Origin of the sequence: Pseudomonas sp. R3-52-08 (genome assembly GCF_003851745.1) — a bacterium.
GTDB lineage: Bacteria > Pseudomonadota > Gammaproteobacteria > Pseudomonadales > Pseudomonadaceae > Aquipseudomonas.
Genome location: NZ_CP027730.1, coordinates 2268084 through 2292343, shown reverse-complemented (window position 1 = coordinate 2292343; position 24260 = coordinate 2268084). Strand labels below are relative to the sequence as shown.

Annotated in this window: 25 protein-coding genes; all 25 read right to left on the bottom strand. The window is 50.0% G+C overall.

Translation table 11 applies throughout. The features are described from left to right. Positions 1-20: 20 nt before the first annotated feature. The 25 genes from C4J91_RS10705 to C4J91_RS10585 all read right to left on the bottom strand — a co-directional run bounded on the left by C4J91_RS10705 (position 21) and on the right by C4J91_RS10585 (position 23322). Positions 21-746 (bottom strand): EscJ/YscJ/HrcJ family type III secretion inner membrane ring protein, encoded by a 726-nt coding sequence (locus C4J91_RS10705; protein ID WP_124362275.1) that lies wholly within the window; start codon positions 744-746, stop codon positions 21-23. Next, the gene (sctI, locus tag C4J91_RS10700) at positions 743-1045 is read right to left on the bottom strand and encodes a type III secretion system inner rod subunit SctI (RefSeq protein WP_124362274.1); all 303 of its coding nucleotides are present in this window, start codon (positions 1043-1045) and stop codon (positions 743-745) included. The genes C4J91_RS10705 and sctI overlap by 4 nt, the downstream gene beginning before the upstream one ends. 70 nt (positions 1046-1115) lie before the next feature. Beyond that, positions 1116-1379: a type III secretion system needle complex protein gene (locus tag C4J91_RS10695; protein ID WP_124362273.1), complete on the bottom strand. Its 264-nt coding sequence runs from the start codon at positions 1377-1379 to the stop codon at positions 1116-1118. A 20-nt stretch (positions 1380-1399) separates the two neighbouring features. Beyond that, complete coding sequence (locus C4J91_RS10690; protein WP_164484528.1) at positions 1400-2569, bottom strand: PrgH/EprH family type III secretion apparatus protein; 1170 nt, start codon at positions 2567-2569, stop codon at positions 1400-1402. Between the two features lie 82 nt (positions 2570-2651). Further along, positions 2652-3107 (bottom strand): transglycosylase SLT domain-containing protein, encoded by a 456-nt coding sequence (locus C4J91_RS10685; protein ID WP_124362271.1) that lies wholly within the window; start codon positions 3105-3107, stop codon positions 2652-2654. A 148-nt stretch (positions 3108-3255) separates the two neighbouring features. Next, positions 3256-3867: a winged helix-turn-helix domain-containing protein gene (locus C4J91_RS10680; RefSeq protein ID WP_256660166.1), complete on the bottom strand. Its 612-nt coding sequence runs from the start codon at positions 3865-3867 to the stop codon at positions 3256-3258. A gap of 236 nt (positions 3868-4103) precedes the next feature. Then, on the bottom strand, positions 4104-4364 hold the full coding sequence (locus C4J91_RS10675; RefSeq protein ID WP_124362270.1) for a phosphopantetheine-binding protein: 261 nt from the start codon (positions 4362-4364) through the stop codon (positions 4104-4106). Between the two features lie 50 nt (positions 4365-4414). Continuing rightward, positions 4415-6109, bottom strand: coding sequence for a hypothetical protein (locus tag C4J91_RS10670; protein WP_124362269.1), 1695 nt, complete (start codon positions 6107-6109; stop codon positions 4415-4417). An 8-nt stretch (positions 6110-6117) separates the two neighbouring features. Next, entirely contained in the window at positions 6118-7188 is a 1071-nt protein-coding gene (locus C4J91_RS10665) for an IpaD/SipD/SspD family type III secretion system needle tip protein (RefSeq protein ID WP_124362268.1), read from the bottom strand. Between the two features lie 44 nt (positions 7189-7232). After that, a complete protein-coding gene (locus C4J91_RS10660; protein WP_124362267.1) occupies positions 7233-8444 on the bottom strand; it encodes an IpaC/SipC family type III secretion system effector in 1212 nt (403 codons plus the stop codon). A 12-nt stretch (positions 8445-8456) separates the two neighbouring features. Beyond that, on the bottom strand, positions 8457-10244 hold the full coding sequence (gene sctE / locus C4J91_RS10655; protein WP_164484527.1) for a type III secretion system translocon subunit SctE: 1788 nt from the start codon (positions 10242-10244) through the stop codon (positions 8457-8459). Continuing rightward, positions 10237-10728 (bottom strand): type III secretion system translocator chaperone SicA, encoded by a 492-nt coding sequence (gene sicA, locus C4J91_RS10650; RefSeq protein WP_124362265.1) that lies wholly within the window; start codon positions 10726-10728, stop codon positions 10237-10239. Before sicA ends, sctE begins: the two co-directional genes overlap by 8 nt. An 89-nt stretch (positions 10729-10817) precedes the next feature. Continuing rightward, positions 10818-11849, bottom strand: a complete 1032-nt coding sequence (locus C4J91_RS10645) for an EscU/YscU/HrcU family type III secretion system export apparatus switch protein (protein WP_124362264.1) — start codon at positions 11847-11849, stop codon at positions 10818-10820. Further along, positions 11850-12626: a type III secretion system export apparatus subunit SctT gene (sctT, locus tag C4J91_RS10640; protein ID WP_124362263.1), complete on the bottom strand. Its 777-nt coding sequence runs from the start codon at positions 12624-12626 to the stop codon at positions 11850-11852. Between the two features lie 3 nt (positions 12627-12629). Beyond that, positions 12630-12893: an EscS/YscS/HrcS family type III secretion system export apparatus protein gene (locus C4J91_RS10635; protein WP_124362262.1), complete on the bottom strand. Its 264-nt coding sequence runs from the start codon at positions 12891-12893 to the stop codon at positions 12630-12632. A gap of 11 nt (positions 12894-12904) precedes the next feature. Next, positions 12905-13576 (bottom strand): EscR/YscR/HrcR family type III secretion system export apparatus protein, encoded by a 672-nt coding sequence (locus C4J91_RS10630; protein ID WP_124362261.1) that lies wholly within the window; start codon positions 13574-13576, stop codon positions 12905-12907. Beyond that, complete coding sequence (locus tag C4J91_RS10625; protein ID WP_124362260.1) at positions 13566-14483, bottom strand: FliM/FliN family flagellar motor switch protein; 918 nt, start codon at positions 14481-14483, stop codon at positions 13566-13568. Before C4J91_RS10625 ends, C4J91_RS10630 begins: the two co-directional genes overlap by 11 nt. Beyond that, positions 14480-15478 (bottom strand): hypothetical protein, encoded by a 999-nt coding sequence (locus C4J91_RS10620; RefSeq protein WP_124362259.1) that lies wholly within the window; start codon positions 15476-15478, stop codon positions 14480-14482. The genes C4J91_RS10625 and C4J91_RS10620 overlap by 4 nt, the downstream gene beginning before the upstream one ends. Next, positions 15466-15921 carry a hypothetical protein gene (locus tag C4J91_RS10615; RefSeq protein WP_124362258.1) on the bottom strand — a complete coding sequence of 152 codons (456 nt, stop codon included), beginning with the start codon at positions 15919-15921 and terminating at the stop codon, positions 15466-15468. Before C4J91_RS10615 ends, C4J91_RS10620 begins: the two co-directional genes overlap by 13 nt. 86 nt (positions 15922-16007) lie before the next feature. Continuing rightward, on the bottom strand, positions 16008-17300 hold the full coding sequence (gene sctN / locus C4J91_RS10610; protein ID WP_124362257.1) for a type III secretion system ATPase SctN: 1293 nt from the start codon (positions 17298-17300) through the stop codon (positions 16008-16010). Then, on the bottom strand, positions 17297-17701 hold the full coding sequence (locus tag C4J91_RS10605) for a hypothetical protein (RefSeq protein WP_124362256.1): 405 nt from the start codon (positions 17699-17701) through the stop codon (positions 17297-17299). The genes sctN and C4J91_RS10605 overlap by 4 nt, the downstream gene beginning before the upstream one ends. A gap of 9 nt (positions 17702-17710) precedes the next feature. Beyond that, positions 17711-19765 carry an EscV/YscV/HrcV family type III secretion system export apparatus protein gene (locus C4J91_RS10600; protein ID WP_124362255.1) on the bottom strand — a complete coding sequence of 685 codons (2055 nt, stop codon included), beginning with the start codon at positions 19763-19765 and terminating at the stop codon, positions 17711-17713. Then, positions 19758-20918 carry a type III secretion system gatekeeper subunit SctW gene (sctW, locus tag C4J91_RS10595; RefSeq protein ID WP_256660165.1) on the bottom strand — a complete coding sequence of 387 codons (1161 nt, stop codon included), beginning with the start codon at positions 20916-20918 and terminating at the stop codon, positions 19758-19760. Before sctW ends, C4J91_RS10600 begins: the two co-directional genes overlap by 8 nt. Continuing rightward, positions 20918-22558, bottom strand: a complete 1641-nt coding sequence (sctC, locus tag C4J91_RS10590) for a type III secretion system outer membrane ring subunit SctC (protein ID WP_218565846.1) — start codon at positions 22556-22558, stop codon at positions 20918-20920. The genes sctW and sctC overlap by 1 nt, the downstream gene beginning before the upstream one ends. Next, positions 22555-23322, bottom strand: a complete 768-nt coding sequence (locus C4J91_RS10585) for a helix-turn-helix domain-containing protein (protein ID WP_164484526.1) — start codon at positions 23320-23322, stop codon at positions 22555-22557. The genes sctC and C4J91_RS10585 overlap by 4 nt, the downstream gene beginning before the upstream one ends. Positions 23323-24260: the final 938 nt, after the last annotated feature.

Here is a 24260-nt window from a genome sequence, read left to right as displayed (position 1 = left end):
CAACCGCGGGGCAAGATCCATCACAGGTCCGCCTTAGTTTGGCGTCGCTTTACTGACCAATACCAATAAGCACTCGATAGGCCGCCTAATAAGACCATCAGAATCAGACCGCCCAGCAGGTAATTCTTATTATGATTCGTGGGTGCCGCTGAAGGCGCAAAGTGCTGAATTTCGCTTTTAGGTGAAAGCACAACTGAAATATCGTCGTAACTGACATCCGAAAAACTGTTTTTCAAAAACCGCTTGATATCACCGATCAATAGTTGTGAGTCTACACCCCGCTCATGCACGATCAGGGCAGAAAGATGTATGGGCGAAGCCTTACGGCCTCCTTCCCCGGCATCCAGGTCATAACTGACGTGCACCCTGGCCCGGACAATCTTTTCCAGTGTGGCCAATGTTTGTTCCAGGCGTTGCTCCAAGGCTGAGAACAATCTGGCTTTCTCTGCTCGGGGCGAAGCAACCAGCGAATCCTGTGGGAACATTTGTGCAACCTCAAGCCGAGGCTTGGGTGGCAGGTCATGCAATTGTAACAAGTCAACTGCAGCGGTAAAATCCAACTGGCGGACGTGGACGCTATAGCCATTCTTGCCCTGATCGACTTTGACCGCCTCAATATTGTTACGCTGCAGTACAGCGATAACAGCATTTATCTGGTGCTGATCTAATCCGTCCAGCAGATCCGCCTGACGACAGCCTACCAACCCCAAGAACACCAATCCGAGTAATAGCCACCGCAGTATCATGAGCGCATCAATGCCTCAACGGCCCCCACGGCCTTACGTGTAAGTGTACTGACCATGGAGATATCGAGATTATAATTCGCGGTTTGCTGTTGCAGTTCGAAGAGAACCTCTGGGTCGCTGAGCATTCCCGGACGCGACAAAATTGAGTTGATTGCGGATACATAGTGTTCTGCTTCCACGCTTTTTTCAGAAAAGGCCTGGATAAGCCGGCCTTCCAAAGATTCTGACGCATCACTGGCGGGGTTGTTTAAAAAGCTCACCTGTGCGCCAGGAGAAGCGATTAGTTCTAAGCCGGACATAAATACACTCTACACTTAACCAGCCCCGGTACGGGGCCCCAAGATGTGAAAAAAGGAGACCAATTAAGCACTAACGGAAGTTTTGAATAATCGCAGCATCAATATCTTTGAATACCTTTACGGTGTTCGATTGTGCGTTACGAAACAAATTATACTCCGACAACCGAGCTTGATAATCAGCAAGTAGGGAGGGATCTGAAGCATCACCCTTTAGCTTATCCAATGAAGCATCCAATGCCTTTTTAAGATCCGTCACCGACTCATCGAAATCTTGTGAAACTTCGGTCAACCAACCGCTAGGCGCTGCCGGTTTAGGGCTATTAGTGTTTGCCATGTTTTATTACCTCAAATTTATTAAGTCGGTGCGGGAAAATACCAAGAAGACGGACTCATTTTTATATAACCTTGTGAACCTAGCTGATAGGACTTGCCTTTCAACCAATCGTCATCGAGTTCTAGCGCAAATGAAACATAACGTCCTCCCCATTGCTGATAAAACGACTCAACCAGCTCGCGTACGTTATTTAGTTCACCGTCATTCAACGCACCTCTAACCTTAAACGTGACGCCAGCCGGGTGATGCATTCGTTCAAATGGAACAGCCAAGCGCTGCAAACCATCTTTTGCCAGTGCCTCTAGCTCCAGGTCGCTGCGTCGCTCGATTTTTACTGACTGCACATAAGGCATGTCCATTAACAAGAAAGTCCTAAGCGCCTCGCCAGCGGCCAAGTCTAAGTGAGCACGCTCCTTACTCAGAACCAGACGGGGAAATTCAGGATTACTCAGATCGAGTCGATGGAATGCTAAACCGGGGTAATGACGAAGCAACTCGCCTTCAACACGCTTTGCTTCCTCGCGTATCGACATCACATCGATGCCAGTACTATTGTTTCGCATCATGACCTGTCGCCCCCAGCTCAGCTCGCGCTCGCTTGAAGCAAACATGTAAATCTTGTCATCGCGGCCTTTAATAATTCTGTAAGGGCTGCTGACCCCGCCAACGACAGACTTCACACTCACCACTGGCGTTGGCCGGCTTTCCCACCAGAAGCAGGCGATCAATACTACGCCACTTAGTAGCATCGCAATTACGCTCTTCACCGAGAGCCTATTAGAAATTGTCCGTGCAAACGTTTCGGGCGCAGGCTCGTCAAACAAACCGTCAACCCAGTCTGCATCCAGCGGACGTAAAGCAATACGCAAACTACCTACACTGTGAATGACTTGATAAGTTAAAGATCGCTCTACTACTTCCTCACCGAATATACGCACCATGACGCCAGACTGTGCAGTTTCTTCAACAAGCACTTCAAAATTACTACTACTGCCCTCCAGCGGTATATAAAATGAGTGCTCAGGAAAGGAAACGGCTGATTCATCGTTGAAAAATTCTCTTTCCATACCGACGACGAACAGGTTTTGTTTATCACGCAACTCATACTCACAGCCGCACAGCGGCCCATCCAGAACACGTAGCACGCAACCGAAGTCCGTGGTGCCTTGCTCTTTTTCGCCTAACAACATATTGCCCTTCCACCGTTTTACATCGCGCGATATGGACATAGATTAATGCCAACTCGATATTAAATCTTGATGGATAGAAGTATTATCCATCAAGATTCAAATCACTGCGCATCATGTGATAACGCTCCTGGACACGCTTGGCATAACGCTGCCGTGACGTTGCCCTAGAAGCAGAACCTCCAGCGTTGTAAGCGCCGACAGCTTCCCAGCTATAGCCAAAGCGCCCAATAAACTCTTTCAGTATTGAGGCACCCACAGCGATGCTCAAGCAGGGGTCATTTAATAGTCGGCCTTCGTCGATACCCATCTCACTGAGCCACGGTAGATGGCGACTATTGATTTGCATTAAACCAATATCCCGCGAACCATCATGGTTATGATTCAGCGCATCTGTTCGCAGCGAAGACTCGACTTGTGCTATAGCAAAAAGAAGCTCTGGTTCAATGTCGTAGGACGCTCCCACCTGTTCCCAGCAGAAAGCATCCGCCCAAGAAGGCCTTGTCAACAGTAGCAGGCCGACCAAGAGATATCGGGTCAAAGCAGCCTCCCCGCGAACCTGGCCGATTCTCGCAGGCGTCTTTGGCTGACAAGACAAACAGGACACTCTTCAAATAACCTGGATCCACCGGACAATGGTGCGGCGCTCGAATGGACTGCAAGTTCAACTTTTTTATATATTCTCATGCTTAGGCAGCACTCCGACTCGCCCCAGAAGTGAACCGTTCAATAGGCTCTGGAGCGGAGGGATTCAATCGGCGCAGTGTCAAGGTGCCGCACTGGTTGACCAGCTCTAAACACATACGTCGACCGTTCTGCAATCCACCCAGCTCATCCAGCATTTGAGTGTCGCAGATAAGTGCGGTGACAATAGACGGCGCGTGAGCGGAATCTGAACGACCACTACTGGCACCATTCGGGGTTAACTTCACAGAGTGCGCAATCGCGATCGAGTGCGTGGTTTCAGGTATGGATATAACAGGCCGAACAAACCGATAGCCTTTGCCATAGATGGTTGCGATATAACTTTTGCTATCTGACGAGCGCAGTATTTTGCGCAAGATATAAATACAACGGCTAAGAGACTCCTCCCCCACCGCCTGATGTGGCCAGATACTATCCAGCAACCTATCCTTGCTCAGCTCCCGCCCCTCAGAGGCAAGCAATAGTTCAAGGAGCCTGGATTCTTTAGGAGGCAAATGAACACACTCACTGCCTAACCAAAGACCTCTGTTTTTTCTCCAAACCCACTTCCCAAATGCCACATCTTCAGTAAAAGAAGGATTAACTATGTCAGTCACTTTTCTAACCTCGCCAGTATAATGCGCCGCCAAAACGACTACCCAAAATCGATGGAGCTATACTAGAGGCAAGAAAGGCGCCGGGTGGATAAGAAACGACCACAATAGCGCCGGAAACATCCAGTACGACACAAGAAATTTCTGACGCACTAGTAGCGCACAGGCTCATAGAATGATTGATGCTTAAGTTGCATAATTGGATTTTTTATTATTTTAAGACGCTTTACGGCATTACTTTACGTATTTTCGTTCAGCGCGAGCGCTGTTTTAACGTGCAAATACATATCCTCCACGCTATGACTAGTCGCTACCAGCGACACATTCAAATCAATTTTAAATACCTCATTCAACTGCAAGCCTATATCAATCAAGTCTAACGAATCCGCCATAAGCTGCTCAATAATTAGTGTCTTGCTAGTTATCTTTTCTTGAGCAAGTCTGAAGTGATAGGCTAATAGTGCTCGTAGCATACTAAATACTGGATCAATTTCATTCACCCCCCGCCCTCCACCTCATATTACTGCGCTTGAACAAGCCGTGAAGTTGATCACTCAAGGAACGTGAATAATGCTTGCAGTTTTTCCATTGTTTGCCTCACGTTTTCATAGTTACGTCGCATTTTGATATTGTTATTTTCAAATGACTTCAACCCACTTTTCAGATCCAATGCAAATTTATTCATGCGGCCGCTGTTCAGCATTTGACTTAACGTCTCAAAACTGGCACTGGAAAGACTTTGGGTATCATCAAAGTTACTCAAATCTCGCTTAAGCAGGTTAACAGCATGCCGTTGGTTCTTCGTGTCAGTACTAGAAACCTGCAAAGAGTAACTCACAGCCTTGAGTATCGCAGTCAGGCTCTCGCGCGCATCGAGCATAATACTGCCGCGTTTACTAAAGTCCCGATCAGTCCAAGGTGCGTATGTTACATTTCCAAAACTCAATACACTCGCTGGCGAGTTTGGATTGAGTTTATGTCGGAGTTCAACATCATCATTTTTTTTATCGCGTTCAGGGCTGTTGAGAGTCACCCGATCAAGGGTATCATTTCGATCTCCGTCAAACTTTTCAATTAGCGCTCTAACTGAACTTTTACGATTCAACGGCGACTGTGACGGCGGCGGCGGCGGCGGCGGTAGCGAATTCAGCTCTGCAACATTCGTCTTATCGTTAACGTCCTGCGGCGTGTCTAGCGCATCAGTTCCAGCAGGTATTGATTCATCAGGCACGCTCTGATCTGAAGTTTTTTTATTTATGGCAGTTGGCTCATGGCTATTTGCCGCGCCTGCCAGAGCTCTCAATAAATCTGCGCTAATATTAATATTCTGCACATTTGAGTTCGTGATTCCTGGTGTGCCTGGCGCATTTTGGCCTCTTCTTTCGGGCGCGGAGGTCGAGCGATCAGTCCCAGAGCCACCGTCGCCCACCTGCTCTTTCGGCGATTTCTCAATCAGTGAACGGCGAAGATCCACCTCGGTCATTACGCACTTTACTACCTCAGATAGTGAAAAAAAATCCAGCACACCGCCAGTTTTACCCTCTGTATTCGTTCTCCTCAGACTATCCATTGTCTCAGCGGCCGCCTGGCTCATGATTTTATCTGCAGGCAACACAGTATCAGTAGGGATCGAAACCCCCCTATTTTTCAAATATGCAGAGATAGCAGGCTTACCAAAATTTTTATTAACATCAGCATAAAAACCGCTGGCTTCTTCATAACGCACCTGCTTCGCCACAGACTGTTTTAAAGCATCAAAACTTTCAACCAGCGAGGCAGACTTTGAGCCAGACGCAATAAGCGAGACTGCCCCTTTTAATTTATCTGCATTATCCTGCAAAAAGGCATTAAGCTCACTAAGTAATTTCTCGGCGACTGAAGGCATATTGGCGGCAGTCACAATTATCACCCGCTGCAAATCGTTCATTTCACGCAGCTGCGAAGCGCTAAGCTTCTGGTAACAACTATTGGCCTCGGGAGAAAAATGTGCCCGCCTGTAATTTGACGCTAACTCATCCAAAGCACCCTTCAAATTACTGTGCTTTTCAAGTACTGAGTCCACTGACTCCGCGCCCACTAAATTTCTTAATTGATGTTGACGCACTGTAGCGCCAGCACCTGATGAAAATTTTACTTGTTTGTCTGTATTAACCCCTCTAGCCAACTTTCCACCGAGATAATTTTGGTTATAAGAGTTATCTCTGGGATACAGTCTGGCGATATTTGAAGGAAAAATTGATTCCATAGAGCCACCTACTTCAAATTACTCATAATCTGATTATTGGTCTGTTCGATTGCGCTAATGCTTGATGACAGCGTTTGAATAAAACTTCTCACCAAGCTTGCTGCAGAGTCCAGTTTGTTTGTGAACTGTTGAAGCGTATTTTTTAGCTCTTCCTCTTGGCTGCTAAAAGCTGTTTGCCAAGCTGAATACTTCGCTGAGTCAAACCGAAACCAGTCTCCCGGCTCCATATGACTACCGTGATTTGGCATCATGTCTATCATTTTTTTTAACGGAGTAAGATCCATCATTATTATGCATCCGCCGTCGTCATTCTCAATGATAACCCCTGAACCAAGCTCTGAGAGCCATTTCTCCGCTTCTTCGCGGCTTACGACACTTACATAGCCGTCTTCCTGAGGTGGATATAAAACACCTGTAGGTTGATCGCTATACTTTTCGATCATGGCGTCCAATGCGACCTTCATGGCACCAAATTCGATCCTCACTTCTGATTCGCCAATACCCTCGATCCAATGCGACATCTCTGCTGTAATTTTTTCATTAAAGTCAGAATAAAATTCAGCGTACTGCTCAACAATAAAGAAATAAGATGCTTGATATTCTTTATCCAACTGATCAATAAGTTCTACAATTTTATCCTCCAAAGTTTTCTCAACCTCACTGCTTCGCCCCATATCTGACGATCCTATAGAACTTAATTGCAACGCGCTATTTATCGGTTTTATATAGGCCTCAAGCCTCCCCAAATCAAAAGCACCAGAATACATTGCCTTCTTTAGATTTAACAGCGCACTGGTTTTAGACACAAATGCCTCTTCCAGCAATTCCCTCAGCTTTCGAGAGCCATCATCGTTATTTATATCAACCAATCTCAGCTTGTGCTGAAGTGCCTCGACGCTATTCGACCATAACTGTACACTGCGCAGAAGCTCGGGGCTTTTGTTCTCAGCCCGGCAGCTTTCCACTCCCCTTGTTGATTCGGCGCTAACCGCATCCGCGCGCACCGAATCGGTTTCACTTGCCCCATACACATTGGATGAGCGCGTCGAGGCCCCTGTAAAAACAGCTATATCAGACATACGTTACCTAATTTCGACCATACCAGCCGATAGTGAAGTTAAATTTAAATCTTGCTAGCAATATGATTCAAAGCAGCCACATCTGCTTTTCGATAACTATCATAAAGTTCAAGTAATTTCCTGATCAGATCGCGGCTATAGCCTTCTTCCGTACTAGACGACTGCGACAGCGAGCCCATCACCGAACTGGCCGCTTCTTTAATCATCTGATCTGCCTGCAGGGCCATGGCTTCAATCTGTAGTGCGCTGTTCATCGTCATACCCAGCACTTGCCCACTACTCATCAGCGTTTGCGCTACCAGCTTTAGCTTTTCCGCTTTGAGCATGACTTGCTGGTGCATCTGCTCCAGTTCATTAACACGCGCCTGATCATCAAGCAGGTCGCGCTTCATGATTGCTCGCTCTTCCGTTGTCGTCTGGTGCCCACTCGGCGCGAGTTGCATTTCTTCGGTGCCCGCTCCTTTGTGACGAGTTAATGATTTAAGATTATCTTGGGGATTAATTTGAAGTCCGCCGGAATCAATGGTCAGATTCTTATTTTGAATCTTCAGCCCCAGGTCATTCGCGGGCATTTTATTCTTTTTCAGCGTGACACTTTCTGTATGAATTGCTTTAGCAGAAGCGACAGCACCACCCACCGTCATCGAAAGCGACGTTGCACTGTTGGCAATGGCCGCATGAAACAGTTGTTTACCTTCTTGAACTTTGGCCGCCGCCTTTGATAGCATCTGTTCGAAAGACATGATCGCATAGGCTGATTTTTGTTTATCTTTGGCGGCCCTCGCCTCGAACTCGACAAACAATAACAGTTGATACAGCAGCGCTTGTCGCCCTGTCAGCGTCAGCGGGTCCAGGAACGCCTCAGTTTTTTCCGGTTTCTCAGTTGCGGCGCGAACGGCTTCTGCAAAATCGCTCTCGATGGATACCTCGGTTGCCTGGCTGATTTCCCCGACATTCCCGGTTTTAGGGCCGAGCTTGTCGGCCAGTCGTAAAGCCTCAGGCACCATCTCATACAATGCAATCCTGAGCTTTTGTTGCTCAGCCAGTGTGGGTAGCTCAGCGAGTCCGGCTTCCTTGATGAAGTTCAGCATTTTTTCTATTTGCGGATTTTCGACAGTTACCTGTGCACGAGAGATTACTGCATCGGAAGAAAGCGTCTCAGCGATCGCAAGACGGCTTTCGTTATGTCGGCTCGCATCAACCGCGTTGGTGTTTACAATGGGCCCTTGAGAGGCGGATCCAATATTAATAGACATAGACAAAGCTCATTAAACCGAACGGTTAATTTTATTAACGACTGAGTGCGCCACTGCGAACTGATTTTCCAGATTATCGATCGCTTTCATAAACTGACGCTGCACGTCCTGGACTGCCTCGTGGATCATTTGGATCAATTTAGTCAGCATCTGTTGAAGTTGCTCAATATCCGCGCGACTCAACTCAACTTCAGACAAGGCTTCAGCAGCCTTCATTTCACTGTGCCCCTTGACGACATTCATTGATACCGTAGAGGTCGCGCCTACGGTTTGAACGCCCGTGCTCATACCATCAAGTATTTTCGAATATCGCTGTATTGAAGCCGCATCACTCTTGAGCCCAAAAAACTCACGCGCCTGGGTGCCGACCTTACTTACAGCTTGGCCCATGCCACGCCCGGCCCCACGTGCGAGTTGCTTGACTAGGTCCGGTACCAGCTTATCCATCAATTTGCCAAGGGCTTGCTCAATGCTCTTCTTGATGCTGCTCTGGGCTATCTTCGCCCCTACTTTGCCGGCAGCAGCGCCGCCCAGGACGACAGCGCCCACCATTGCTGCCGCAGCGAGAATGGCGCCGGTAATCATGCCGATCATCTCGGCTGCCGCCGAATCCACACCCACAGCTTTTAATAACTCGGTGATACCTTTGCCCAACGCTTGAACGATAGGGTTGAACACATGCTCCATGATTGGATTGAGTGCGGCCTCCATAAAGGAGAAGTCAAACAGTGCCTTGCTCACCATATCGCCGGCCATGAGTGCGAGCCCTACAGCTGCGACTGCCAGACTCGCGCCACCTGTGAATACCGCGCCCACGACACTAATTGCCGTAAGGATCCCACCCAATACTTTCCCCAGGCACCCCATGGCCTTTTGCATTTCTTCGGCCTTGCGTACCTCTTCCAGGTACTCGTCGGACTTTTTCTCCAGATAGGCTTGGCGTGCCTTGCTCATTGATTTGTTAAGTTCAAACTGCGCCTGGTTGTCCGCCTCGATCGCCTCCGACATGATTTGCGCAACGCTCAACATCAACTTAAGCAAGAGCCCGGTATTATTTAAGGTTTTTTCAGCGTTGGCACTGTCTGGCCCTGTCAGGCTTTGCTTTCCTTCCAGTTGCTCTTTCAGTGCTTCAGCTTCAGCCTGCTTGGCATTTGCCTTCACCAAAGCATCGTTGTGCGCCGAGGTAGCCGCTTTAACTTGACCGCTTGCCTGGCTCAGTTGCTTGGCTGCGTTATCACGCTTGGCCTGCGCCGCTGCATACAGCGGATCATCCGGATCCATTGCATCCAATTCGGCTTGCGCATGATCCAGCGCACCCTGGGCCGTTTTCTGAGCGCCGAGTGCGCTGTTCAGGTTTTTTTCAGTTTGTTCGGCATCCGTTATTGCTTCGGACGCAGCGTCCACGGCGCCTTGAAACTCCTCGGAACGCTTGGTGCTACTTTCTGCGTGCGCGGCGGCGAACGATCGCAGGATTTCCAGATTGCGCTTAAGGGTAGCCGTGGTGACCCCCTCGACAAGCTCCATGACAGCCGCGAGCACGAGCATGAAATGCTCCTGGGAACTCATGCCTTCTTTTTTTTCATTTTGTACCGGCATACGCAGCATCGGTGCAGACGGATCAAATCGGCCTTGCTCCGTGGACTGGCCCAAGACCACAGTCGCCAATTGCTGCGCCGAGTCTTGCGCCCGCCGGACAAAGTCCGGACTGGCGAAACTTGCTTTCTCGGTGTCCACACGCTGCTCCTGATTCAGGTATGCACCCACAACCCGCGTATCTCTCACCGCATTGATATTATTCATCATCATCCTCGTTAGCGCTGGTAGCTGCAGCCTGGCGCATCGCGTCCAGATAGATCTGTGCCTTTGCGCACAACTCAGCGGTTCCTCGCTCAATGACCAGTTCAAAACATCGTCGAGCCTTGCCCACTCTTCTCAAGGCAAGTTGACATTGCCCTGCATGCAGCATCGAGCTGTAATCAGCTTTGCTTTGTGCAAACACTACCGTGTACATATCCAAGGCTTTTTCGAAGCGCTTCTGCATTTGGTATACAGCGGCGAGCCCCATCCAGTAATCGGTATTGTTAAAGTTATAAATGCACAGGAACCGGAAAAACTTTTCCGCGTCTTCCAATCGTCCCTGACAGTAAAAATCATAGGCATAGCCGTAGAGGCTCTCCATTTGCCCTTCTGAAATACCATGCAGGTCCTGCAGGGTTGCGCCCTCCAGAACGGCTTGCATTACATCCGCTGCTACTTCGTCATCATCTGACATCTGCGAACTCATTTACGTAACTCCTTTGCCGGTTCGCCGGACAGGTTCATTAAGCCAAGCTCTAGCTTTTGGTTCATTCACAAATCACTCATACGGAGGGCTCAGGCGTTTTCCACCTGCTCAAGCCACAGCAACAGCCGCAGCACTTGCTCGACCTCGTCCAGTTTGATCAGGCTGTAACGCGTGTGCGTTTTGAAGATACGCCGCGCCAACGCCACATCAGCCACCACTGGCACCCCCACTTTTTCAGCGTAACGACGCACCGCCAAGGCTCGCTGATTGGTTTCCATCACGGAGATAAAAGGAATGGGCAGTACTTCTGGGTTCATATAAATACCCACCGCAATATGGGTAGGATTAGCAATGACTACCTTGGAGTTGCGTATATCTGATTTGATCTGCTCGGACAGTAACTCTCGATGCAGTTCGCGGCGCCGACCTTTCGTTTCAGGGCTGCCTTCTTGCTCCTTATGCTCATTCTTTACCGACTGCTTATCCATTCGATGTTCCTTGATGAACAGGAAATATTCGATCAACATATCCAGCAGTACGATCAGTACAATGCAGGCAAGCCATATAAGCATCAATGAAAGTAAGAGACTGCCCCATATAGCAAATAGCCCTCCAAGGGGCGCGTAGACGAGCGAAAAAATCCGATCACGTACAACCTGCCAAGTAACGCTTACCGCGACAACAAAGCTGATGAGGTATAACAGCGATTTAATCGCTTCCTTGACGGTACGCAGGCTGAATAGCTTTTTAAAACCATTTACTGGGTTGAGGGCCCCCAGGTTCAACTTCAGCGCTTCGGAGGCTAACTGGAACCCACTGAGCAATAAACTCGGCAGGCCGGACGCAAGCAAGCAAACCAGTATGATAGGCGCCACAACTTTAAACGCGTGTAAAGCAAGGTCCGTTATGTAGACCGATGGGGCCAGGCTGAAACCGCTTTGAATATAGCGCCGGTAGAGCGCCATTAATTCCAGCAACGATACGCTGCCCACTAAAAAGGTAATGCCGCACAGCATCAAACAGGTAGTCACCAAGTCTTTGGACTTAAATGTCTGGCCGCGCTTTGCGGCGTCCCGTAGGCGTTTTGCTGTGGGCTTCTCGGTTTTTGAAGACGCAGACATTTAATCGACTCCCGCGTCTATCCAAGAAGCAAACCCAAGTGAATTATGAGCGAGTCGGAGAATTTCATCTGGCAAGTAAGCACCGAAATACAACAGAACCATCAATAGTGCGATACTGCCTTTAATCGTCAGCGACACTGAGAAAGCGTTCATCTGAGGTGCAAAACGCGACAACAAGCCGAGCACGACTTCACTGAGCAATAGTACGGTTACGACGGGTGCACTCAATAACAGGCTACGGGTGACCAAGCCGTCAAGCATTCCTAATACAGGCGGGAGGCCAGGCAGGCATGCCCCCAAAGGATCGCAGAGGTGATAACTTGCTTTCAACGTTTCAACCATCAGCAGCAAGCCGCCACCTTCAAGGTAAACCGCCGCTGCAAATAAATTGAAGAAGTTCGCCAGTTCTGAGGTATCCACACCATTAGCGGGGTCTACAGTACTGCTCAGCATGGCCCCGCGCTGGTTATCAATCAGACAACCGAGGGCATGCAATGCCCAGAACGGCCAGCAAAGTAAGCAGCCGAGGAGCACGCCGACGCCTGCCTCACGCAGCATCAACCCCATGTAGTGCAAGCTATCCATGGCCGGCAACTCAGCAGCGGAATACGGCCAAAGCGCAAATGCCACCAGCACAATTACAGCGTTACGAGCCACACCGGATAGCACACCGCTATTGAGGAATGGCAGCATGAAAAACACCGGGGCCAATCGTGCAAACCCAAGGGCCGCCCCGGCCAACCAGAGATGTAAATCGAAGAATAAGGGCAATACCATACATTAACCTGTATGGCGCAACGCCAAGCGGAACGCTTCACGAGAAAAGTTAAGCAACGTTTGCCCGTACCAGCCAGACAACATAAACATACATAAACTGACCGTCAGCAATTTGAAACCGAAGGGGAGCGTCTGTTCTTGCAACTGGGTCACTGTCTGGAACAAACCAACCAGCAACCCCACCACCGTCGCGGCAATCACGGGAGGGGCAGAAAGCATGAGGATCAAATAAAGCGTTTTGTTCCCGACAAACACCAAATCGTTCATTGGGCGTCTCCCTAAAAAGTCAATTCAAGATATTGACCAATCAGCCCTGTGGAAAGCAGGGTCCAGCCATCCAATGCAACGAATAGAATGAGCTTTATCGGGACCGATATAATTACCGGACTCATCATCATCATCCCCAACGCCAGCAAGATACTTGAAATTACAAGATCGACAATGACAAAGGGAAGATACAAATAAAATCCGATTTTAAAGGCACTTTTTATTTCGCTTAGCGCATAAGCTGGCAACAACGAAAATAAAGAGGCACGCGGCGCCTCGGCGTCGGCATAACCTTGCTCTCTCTCTACTCGATCCTCTCGCTCAAGCTGGGCGCGTTCAAAAAAATGCGTTAACTCAGGATCGGTGTATTTTTCCAAATAGGCACGGTATTCCTGCAGACCGGTATCGGTGAACTCGACGACTGCGTCGACGCTGTTGAAACTAACCGGGTGCTCCTGGTAATAGCTATAAGCTGACTGCACCACTGGCATCATTACGAAAAACGAGAGCAGCAACGCAACGCCGTTCAATGTCATATTTGAGGGTACTTGTTGCAACCCTAAGGCGTTACGCAGCATGACGAAAACGATCGAAAACTTTATATAGCAGGTTCCTGACGCAATCAGAAATGGCAACAGTGTCGCGAACGACAGCAGTGCAATCATTGAGATGTCATTCGACATGCTCGTTACCTTCAATAAACAACTCCATTAACTCAACGCCCAGGCTGCCATCGAGTTGAACTAATTCTCCTCGCGCCAAGCGAAGGCCATTGGCTCGCAGCTCAACACTCCGCTCAGCACCTGGCACGAGGGGCAGAATCCCTCCTTCGTTCAGTGCTTTCAGCTCGCTGAGGTCAAGTACGCTTTCTTGCAGCACAAACTCCAGGCGCACCGGTAAATGCCCCAGATCAACGACCGGATTAAGCCTGTTTTTTTCATGTGTCTTTTCGAGCGTGTGCACCTGTATTCCCTCTCCGGTTAGATCAAAGTGGCCAAGGCGACGGCCCGCCATGATGAAGTATTGCGCCTTATCGGCCAGTAACAGTACGCCGCCCTTAGCCAATCGACGCAGGATAGGCATACTCACGTCGGTATAGCCAAGTACCACACTTATAGGAAAAGATAATTTCGTTAGTCTGTGCTCAAGCGAGTTATTCATCGGTGTGAATATCTCAGGCAAGGCCGATAACCAAAGTTGACCAAATGGGGTCTGTATACTGGGTAATTTTTTAACGCCGTAGTCCGCTCCTCTTTGTATCTCGCACGAAATAACACGTTTAATCGCCAACTCATTAAACGGCAAGTCCAGCGGTTGGGGCGATGCAGCAAATAATTCAACAATACGTTCGTTAGTTACCCCCTGCGGCGCATAGCCTGCGAGGCCAGGTACTGCCGCAGCCAGCCATTCACGGGGTTCCAACAGACCACGCCAGCGGCCTTGCAGCGCCTCGGCCTCGAAATGCAAATACTGCGTAGCAGAGCACAGTGAAGCGGCCTTCAACTCATTACCAGCAGAACCCCAAAGTGCAAGTAGACGCTCGTCGTTGCGCTCTTTCGGATCGTAACGACGCAAGGACAATTGTCTCATCCGCTTTGCTCCTCGGCCGACTCTTCTTCTTCGTAGCGATGCCCGTTTCCTCCGCCCTGGCCTTGATCCTGAGTCAATCGCCAGGAGGGCTCACGCGCCGCCGGAAAGTGGTGTAATAGCTCACGATGAAGCCCTGGATCATTGCTACTGATCTGTAGCCGCATGCCGGAATCATGCTCCTGTCGTTGCACCACCACTTGGCCAAACGCTTTTGGAGAGTTGAACTCATAAACGAGTTTGCTCCCCCCTTCGATCGGTGCAGCTTCCGTTTGTATGCGCTGCTCCCCTGGGAGCTGCGTACGCGGCTGAGGCCCGACGATTTCGGAGGGAGTACTTCCAATACTCAAGTAAGCGCCTGACCGCGCAGCAGGGATCGACTGGACAAGCTCAGGTTGTGATGGGGTGTCATTAGTCGCGGTTTGCGCTGTGGCTAAGCTCCAGACGTCGAGGCCTTGGTGAATAACCACCTGGTCACCCGATGCCCGTTCCACGGGGCCATTCATTACTGGTATCGCTGCCGAAACTCGCTCATGTACTGGCTTTTCCACGGCGATCCTTTTCACCTTAGAGGCGGCAGCGCCCGCCTCTACAAAACGTTCAAGCGCTGGCCGATGAAACTTCAAGCGCGGCGCTGGGCTCTCCACCTGTTGGAACGAATCTACTGCGAACTTTGAGTGGTGAACATCTGATTCCAGTGCTTGCGTATTTGCCGGTGCTTTTATCGAGCTCAATGGACTCTTTTGTACATCGACACTCACCTGTACTTTTTGCGCCTTATCCAGCATATTTTGGTCGCCGCCCGCGAAGACAACAGGGACATGCGCCAACAGCGCTCTCAATGTTTCCGGCAGTTGATCAACTTGGTCTTTTATCAAGTCATCCTCCCTAACTGCGAACTCTAGAGCTTGGTCGAGCTGATCCGCAATAGCGTCACCCTCAACAGACAGTGGGACCACTTTAATGCTGGGGGACGGGGGGATATTTACTTCGCCCATGGGGTTAGCTCCTCCTGTTCTAGTTCATCACGGCACAATGCGGCGAGCCTACGCGCACGCTTAAGTTGCACCAGCCGATGTTGGTATTTCTGCTGCTTTTTCACACACACTAGGTACGCTTCACGGGCGTTGGCCAGTTCCGGTTCTACTATCTGCTTATCGGCCAGCAACCGAGAACGCTCTAAGGCGAGCACATGCATCTGGCGACGAATAACTGCTTGGCGGCGCTGGACCTCGAACAGCTCTCCCCTGTCCAGCCGTTTTGAGCTCGGATCATGAGAAGCTAATAACGCCTTCAAACTACATACACGCTCATCCATTTCATCTACTTGCCTTGAAAGACGCGTTATGCGCTCACTAATCCGAGCCATGTTGGCCTCGTGGCGCCGTTGGCGCTGCGCCACACCTCGCAGCAAGCGGGTCATACCATGAATATGGCTCACAGCTGCTCCTGTATCCGCCTTTCTCGGCAGCTAATACTGGGGGGTCAAGCCGCTTTAAGTCTTGATTGGATATTGATTGGGGAAAATCAACTCACCAAGCATTGCAAACTATCCAGTGTCTCGCTCCACGCACACTCTTCAGCCATAGGTTGGGACAACCATTCGCGTATTGCCTCCGAACGGTCCATGACGAAATCATTTTTAGCATCGAGCCCAGGCTTGTACTCGCCTAGATCGATCAGTATCTGCAGATCGTCAAGACGCCCGAGCATCTCCCGCAATTTCGCTGCCAAGCGCTGATGGTCTGTATCAGTAACTTGAGCCGCAACCCGACTGGCACTGCGTAATAAATCGATCGCGGGGTACTGGCCTTTTTCCGCAAGTGTACGGCTGAGGTAGATATGACCGTCGAGGATAGAGCGGATCTCCTCAGCAATAGGATCAGGTTCGTCATCGCTTTCCAGCAGTACCGTGCAAAAGGCCGTGATGCTACCGCTCTCTGTTACGCCTGGCCGTTCCAGCAGGCGCGGTAAACAATCGAATACAGAGGCTGGATAACCCCGCCGAGCGGGTGCCTCACCCGCCGCCAGTGCCAGGTCTCGCCGTGCCCTGGCATAACGTGTCATGGAGTCTTGGAACAACACTACCCTCCCCCCTTGATCGCGAAAGTATTCGGCAACGGTGGTTGCCAGCAGCGCAGCATTACAGCGATCAACGGATGCTTGATCAGAGGTTGCATAAACGACTATGCAGCGACTGCGCTTGGGTGAAAGGCGCAATGCCTCGACAAACTCCGTCACTTCACGACCTCGCTCGCCGATCAAACCGATGACGAAGACATCCGCCTGACAATGTTCAATTAACATATTCATCAAGGAAGTCTTACCCGAACCGGCGGATGCAAAAATGCCCACGCGTTGCCCGACACCGCAGGTTAAAACGCCATCGATCGTGCGTATGCCGGTTATCAGCGGTTCACGCACTGATCGGCGCTGAAAGTAAGGCGGAGGGTCAGCGTCCAGTGGTAGAAGCACGCTCTCCCTGCCGCTTGCCGGCTCCGACAGACGTTCGACAACTTGACCACTGGCATCAATGACCGTGCCCAATAATTGCGCGCTGCAATTGAGCTGGGCGCCCCCCCCCGTGGGCAATAAGATGGATTCGCGGGATAAACCTCGCGCTTCACCCAACAGGCTCAGTAAAACCGTATCCGCGCGAAAGCCTATGACTTGCGCCTTAGCGACGGACGTCTCATCCAACCAGTGTCGCCGCACCTCACAGAGCTCGCCAATAACCACATTGCGTAAACGCGCCTCTAGGATCGGCCCCGCGGCTCGTTGTGGATGAGCGCCGCAGCGCAGTATTGTGCTACGCTTCACCGACGAAGAGCTTCACTGCAATTTGTAAGACTTTCTAGGAATTGATCGAGCGCCGCGGCCATATGTTGGGGATCGCCCAATGCCATCTCACCGAGCAATACTCGCAGTTCCAACACACCATCAAGATTCAGCAGCTGTGCCTGCCGAGGACGCGCATAGTCGCAAGCACGCATCAACTCAGTCAGCAGCGCATCCGAACAGTAGGATATCTGGGAAGCAGAAAACTCACCCAGTTCAGACCAGATCCAAAAGTCATTATTTTCTGAACCAATATAAACGCTCGGCAGCCCGTCCAGCTCCAAGGCAATAGTAGAGTAACCATCAAAATTACCGATCTGGCCCCCAGTACAGCCACTATGTTCCAACGCTCCTCGTACGAGCACACCAATATCTAAATTCATGACTTATCCTTATATCTGTTGTAGAACATCAACCGACACACTGTCGGAAATTTCACCAAAGGACATAACATCTAATTCCCGATAACGCGCTTCAACAAGACGCTTAATATAGCGACGCACGTCGACAGAACAGAGAATCACCATATCCTTGTGCGGAATTTTAACTCGATCCATGGACAGCACTAGGCGATCCAACAATCCATCACTGTCGGTGGGCTCCAAGTTTAGAAAAGTACCATTTGACGTTTGCCGAATGCCCTTACGCACTACATCCTCAAAGTCTGCCGATAACATCAGGGCCCGCAACTTACCCTGCACGGTAAATTTATTACTGATGTAACGCGCTAATGCCCCACGTACGTGTTCCACTAACGTCAATACATCTTTTTCTCGAGAGGCCCAGTGGGCGATGCTTTCCAAAATGAGCTTCATATTGCGTACTGAAATACGCTCAGAGAGCAAACGCTGTAGGATTTCAGCGATTTTCTGCACGCTGGCATGCCGATAGACTTCCTTGAGCAAGTCGGGATATTTAGCCTCTAACTGGTCAAGTAATGTCTTGGTTTCCTGCACGCCAAAGAACTCGTTGACGTTGCGCGCCAAAAGCGCAACCAGGCAATGATAGGTTTCATCGTAGGCAGGCCTCAGGTCGTAACCCAGCGCGACGAGACGTGTCTTGTCTTCCATCCCCGCCCAAATCGAGACCTGCTTATTACTGTCCTGACCCACCGTAAGGTCCAGCCCCAGACCTTCAAGCTCATCAGAATGGTTAAGGACGCGCAACCGCTCAAAATGAATATCGAACTGATCTGCGCGCACCTCGTTGATCAGTACACATACCTGGTCAACGGGCATATTTTCGACACTTCGCAGGCTCAAGTCGGGGATACGCACTCCATAATCGATAAAGAACTGGCTACGTATGCGCTCTCCAAGGCGGTGCACGCGCAAGTCTTCTATTTGCGTCGGTGCGACCAAGAGAATAAGAGGAACGGTTTCACTCGCAGTGGCTTCCAAATCTTCGATCAAACCCAGTGCACCTTCCTCTCTGGCACTACCCTCTGCCGTACCCGAATCGGATGAGATACCGGTCTGCGCCTTGAGCGTAGCCCTGTGACGGAAAAAAAGTAATAACCCCAGCGCCAGTGCCAGTACGGCAAATGTCAGTGTAGGGAAACCAGGAAGCAAGCCTACAGCCAGGGCCAACACCGCAGTTACGCCGATCACAAATGGATGGCCAAGTACCTGGGCAACAATGTTTCGACCTAGATTCGCATCATCACCATTGACGCGGGTCACAATAAAGCCAGCGCTGATAGCGATGAGCAAAGCCGGTATTTGGGCGACTAATCCATCGCCGATGGTCAGCATGGTGAATGTCGAAAGCGCGGTTGAAAGGTCCATCCCCAGCTGCGCCATACCGACGGCGATACCGCCGATGAAGTTGACGAAAATGATGATTATCCCGGCGATAGCATCGCCTTTGATAAACTTCATGGCGCCGTCAAATGAGCCATACAGCTGACTTTCACGCTCCAGCACACTTCTTCGTTCGCTCGCCTCGTCAGAGGTGATTGCCCCGGCCTTAAGATCGCCGTCGATACTCATTTGCTTGCCAGGCATCGCATCAAGGGAAAACCGCGCTGCAACCTCTGCAACCCGCTCCGAACCCTTTGTAATGACGATGAACTGCACCACCGTCACAATTGAGAAAATGACGAACCCCACCACTAGGCTGTCGCCAATCACAAACTGGCCGAACGACGCAACGATATCGCCTGCGTCAGCCTGCGTGAGAATCAAGCGACTGGTGCTGATGGACAACGCCAAGCGAAACAAGGTTGTAATCAACAGCAACGAAGGGAATGTCGAGTAATTAAGAATCCTCTCAATATAGAAAGAACCCATGAACACCAAAATGGAAATGACGATATTCAAGCCAATTAGAAAGTCCACCAACGGTGTTGGCAGTGGAATGATCAACATGGCGATGATCATGATCATCAATGTCAGGATCAACAATTCCGGACGCGACTGAATATTGCGTAGCAAAGAATTAAACATAAGAGCGTAGTGCTTCCACGTTATAAACTTTCGGGCAGCAGCGCCGCCGGGCTAAGACTTCCGTTTCAAAAGCGATGCTCATCAAGACCTCAAACCGCTCTTGCAGCAAACCAGGTATCTCGTCATCCTCGTATAATGCTGGCGGCAAAAGAGAACATCCGCGTCGCACCGCCCCCAGTAAAGCCGCGCGTTGATGCGGTTCAGCCAGAATCACCGCCTCCCCTAGCACTCCATACAGCAATTCGTCCAACTCTTCGGGCGCCTGCAACAAGCCAATAAGGAACAGCAACCAGTCAGACTCGCAGCCGTTGTAACGCCTGGTTATTTCGTCTCCGAGCATCCGTCCCACGAATAGAAGATCAGCCGAGCGTAGGCATTTGAGCTGATTCAGCTTCTTCAGTAGCTCGCCAAACTCAGTTTTAGAACAGCTCGGTTCCTGAGCATCTATATCGGTTAGCAGCGCCGCCTCGATAAAATCCAGCACGATGGTACGCTGCGTATAACCATACAGCGCGATCCAATTTTCATAGTCCAAGACTGGCCCATGTTCATTTTCAAGAAACTCACGGTAGCTTTGGCGCAAAAAACCCGGCTTGAGAGCCATTGCCTTGCCAAACAGTTTTGCCTTCAACGCGCAATTGATACCCGCCCGCAGACGCTTGGGCGGCGCTTGGGCCACCAATGTTTCCAGCATCTGCTCAAGCTGTTTGCGCTGAGCCTTATCCAGATTTCGACGCCGCAATAATTCACTCAGAACCAGCGCCAGGTCGCTGTCATCAGCGAACAGGCTACGTGCTTTTTGAAGCAATAGTTCAAGCGACTGCCCGCCCGATTTGGCAATACTTAAAATCTGTTGGACCCTCGGAAGAAGGTCTTCTTCGAGTACACGCTCAAAACTATCGCTAAGACTTTCTCCTTTGCTCTCAAAGCGACGACGATTCAACAAACTGCGCATCCCTGTTGAAAGCTCATCAACGCTCTGCATAAATTTTTGCAGTTGCGCGCCTGGCGAGGTGTCCTCAATCTGGGAATCAGCTCCATTCTCGGCCGCTGCCTGAGACTGTTGCGCTTTCGCTTCTCGACTTTCTCGCTTGATATGCAGTTGCTGTTGATGCTGAGGAGAGCGCCCGGCCGAGGGTATAGAGGTAACCATCAGCGGCCTAACGCCTTCAGAAGCTTGGCATCCTCTGCACCCCAACGCCCGGAGTTCGCTGTCCCAGTCAGCACATCTCCATGTGATTCAAGAGGGGAAGTGATTTCCTTCGGTTCGATCAAAAAGACCCGAACAGTATTCGTTTGCCGGGACTGCCGATAACTAAACAAGCGCCCAATAAACGGAATAGAACCGAGCACAGGGATCCGCCCTATTTGCTCACCGCTCTCGTCTCGAGTGTAACCACCCACCAACAGGCTTTTACCAGCAGGCACACGCGCCACTGTACTAATATGGGTGCGCCCTACTGTAGGTAAAATAGCACCTTGGGTTCCGTTTTCTGCCTGCTTAACTTCATTGCCGTCTTCAATACTCAACGACATTTCGATCTGATTATCAGCAGAGAACCGTGGCAACACGCTGACCAAGGTACCGTACGTTATGTGCTGCAGCTCCACACTGCGTTCACCGATCAGCTGCGTATAGAACGTACGATTATTATCAAAGATGGCCGGCGTATTTTCCTGGGTAAGTAACACGGGACGTGAAACCACACGAGCCCGGTCTTTTCGCTCCAGTGCAAGCACCGATGCGACGAAGCTCTGACCATCTAGGGTACTGAGGGAACCTCCATTTAGGGAAACAGAGATATTCCCACCTAAGTTTGCCGAGCCCTGCCAGCTCACGCCTAACTGATCAAGATCTTCTTTTTGCAGATCAATAATCCACAACGCAAGTTCAACATGGCGTTTCTCTTCATCTAGGGCCCCTACAAGATTTTCTATAAAGCGCACTTGTTCAGGCAAGCCCTTGACCAAAAGGCTGTTATTATCTGGATAAGCCATGACACGAATATTCCCGGCCGCTAGTTCCCTTGGAATAATACGGGGCAGTTCGCTCGCGTCTTGCGGAGCTTTCTCTGCCAGCTCCTTCAGCGTAAAATCCGACAGCTTTGTTGAGCCCGGTCGGGTCGAATCCACCCCCTCAACCGCCCGCTGCTCATTACGCAACAAACCCTCAATAACGGTTGCCATACCGGGAATGACCACATTGTTGTCACGCAGCGCATACGAGCGGTCGCCGACGAATGTATTCTGCAGACGAATCACGCCAATACGCTGTCGCCCCAGTTCAAGATCCGAGCTGTTCTCATCCATCAGCTTGGCAGCTTGGCTAATCAAATCTACGTAAATGGGTGGCCCGGAAATATAAAAAGTACGTAGACCATCGCTGCGTAAAGGGAACCGCGCATCATCCAGGCCAGAACGTCGCAGAAAAGCATTGAGCTTCGTCACTGTTATATTATGCAAGGAAACAACCGCTCTCTTTGCCTCAGAGGCCTCATACAAATAGATCGATTGACCATCGTCATACCAGATCAAGCCCATTTGTCGAGACAGCTTTCCTAGCAAAACCTCAGGCTGCTTGAATACGAACTCTCCGGTAATTGTTCGGCGTGCAGCGCCTTTACTCACGACCACCGGCTTCCCCAGCTCGCCTGAGAAGGCCTCAAAAAAGGTTCGCAAATTATCTTGCCGCGCAACGTACCCGTCAGCGGCATATACACTGGTAACCGAGGTTAGAAAAAACAAAAACCCCAAGCCTAATCTAGTATGTAACTTCATTATAACACTGTTCATTTAGCTGCCAACTTGGTGATATCAGACAAGCCTCGCGGTGACACCCCAAGCAGCTCACTCATTTCCCGAGAAAAATGTGCGGAAGAAGAAAAGCCGTGATTCAAAGCAATCTCGACAAGCGTATGTTTACCTTCTGTCAAATCCATTAATGCACGGGCAAGACGCCAATCACGCAATTGGGTTTTGGTGGTTTTCCCAATAACTCGACGGCATAAGCGGCGAAAATGAGGCACTGACACCCCATAACGCTTGGCCAAACTGTGCAACTTTTCGGCACCGGTGCCACTACCCCATAAAAAGCTGACCAACCCATAGGCCTCCGTTCGGCGCAGGTAGGCCGCCAACCGCAAATAACTGTGCGAAGCACACCAACCTTGCTCTAGGTACCAAGACTCAATATCTGATTGCCAGTTGGTAATTTCCAGGGCAATAGAATTAAACGACTGCGATGTAATTACATCTTCGCCAGGCAGCACTCCCGACTGATCAATGAACAACTGCAATCGAGCCAACGTAGCGAGGCTCACAGACTGCACATGGCCTGCACCGCAAATCACCTCAAACCCGGTGCCGACCAGCAAGCCGTGCCACCCGGCGGAAAAATCGTAGTGCTCTTGGCATGCGTCCTCAGATGAAACATTGATTAGGGATATGTCTTCAGTCCCGACAGTCAAACGCCAAGCAAAAAGCCCATCTTTGACCGATGCGAAATCTGTAGGCCATGAGCTTCCCGTACGTACGGAAGAACCTTCATATATAGACATATTGATACCCATCAACCTAAGCAAACATAAGCAAACATAAGCAAACATAAGCAAACATAAGCAAACATAAGCATACTTATTAATCAGCAATAAAACTTGAGTAGATTATGATGACACCAAAAAAGTATGATGATCTACCCAGCTCGTCCATCACTGAAACCTGCCCCCACCCATCCGCAAGATACGAAACAATTCTTCCCCGGGGAACCTGAACACATAATTAAGAGATTACTAAATCATTGCTCGACCGCTCTCTAACCGTAGAGGCAGCTTTCACCTTGTTGCTCCTGACGGCGGCCATAAGCAACGTTAACAATACACCATCGGCCAGCTCATTAATTATTGCATGCAAATACCTGCCGCTCTATCGAGAAACCCCTATAATCGCTTCGGAAATTTCCCTTGCCCCATGAGAAATTTCAACGCAGACGTCTCAGGGGAGCAGTTATCACAACTGCAACTGCAGCGGACGTATTCCACCAATAGAACAATCGCACCCCTTCCGCACACGAATAAAAAATTAGAATGGACACATGTTACGAGGAGTTAGATGTCATATTTTCCAAAGTGTGATTATGCACAGACCTGTGCTGCTATGAACATGCGAGCCCACAGAAACCTCCATGCACTATATAGAAATTTCCTTGCTGAATCGAGAAGCGTCTCATACTCTTAGCGAAGGCACTACTCAAAAATTGAACCGCGTTAGAAATCCCACATCCTCAAGGATGGTTTCATTCATACGCATCATTCATGCAGGTATTAAAAACCGAGGTTTAACTAGACGCAAGAGCAATGCTAGCTGAATCGCTTTATGCAACTTTAAGTTTTTTGGCTGACACAATAGAAAATACCTGACGGAATTTACTGACCTATGCGACTTTATACTCTACCCAGGCCCCAAAACACAATTTAATGCTGCTTCGCCACAGCCAAGC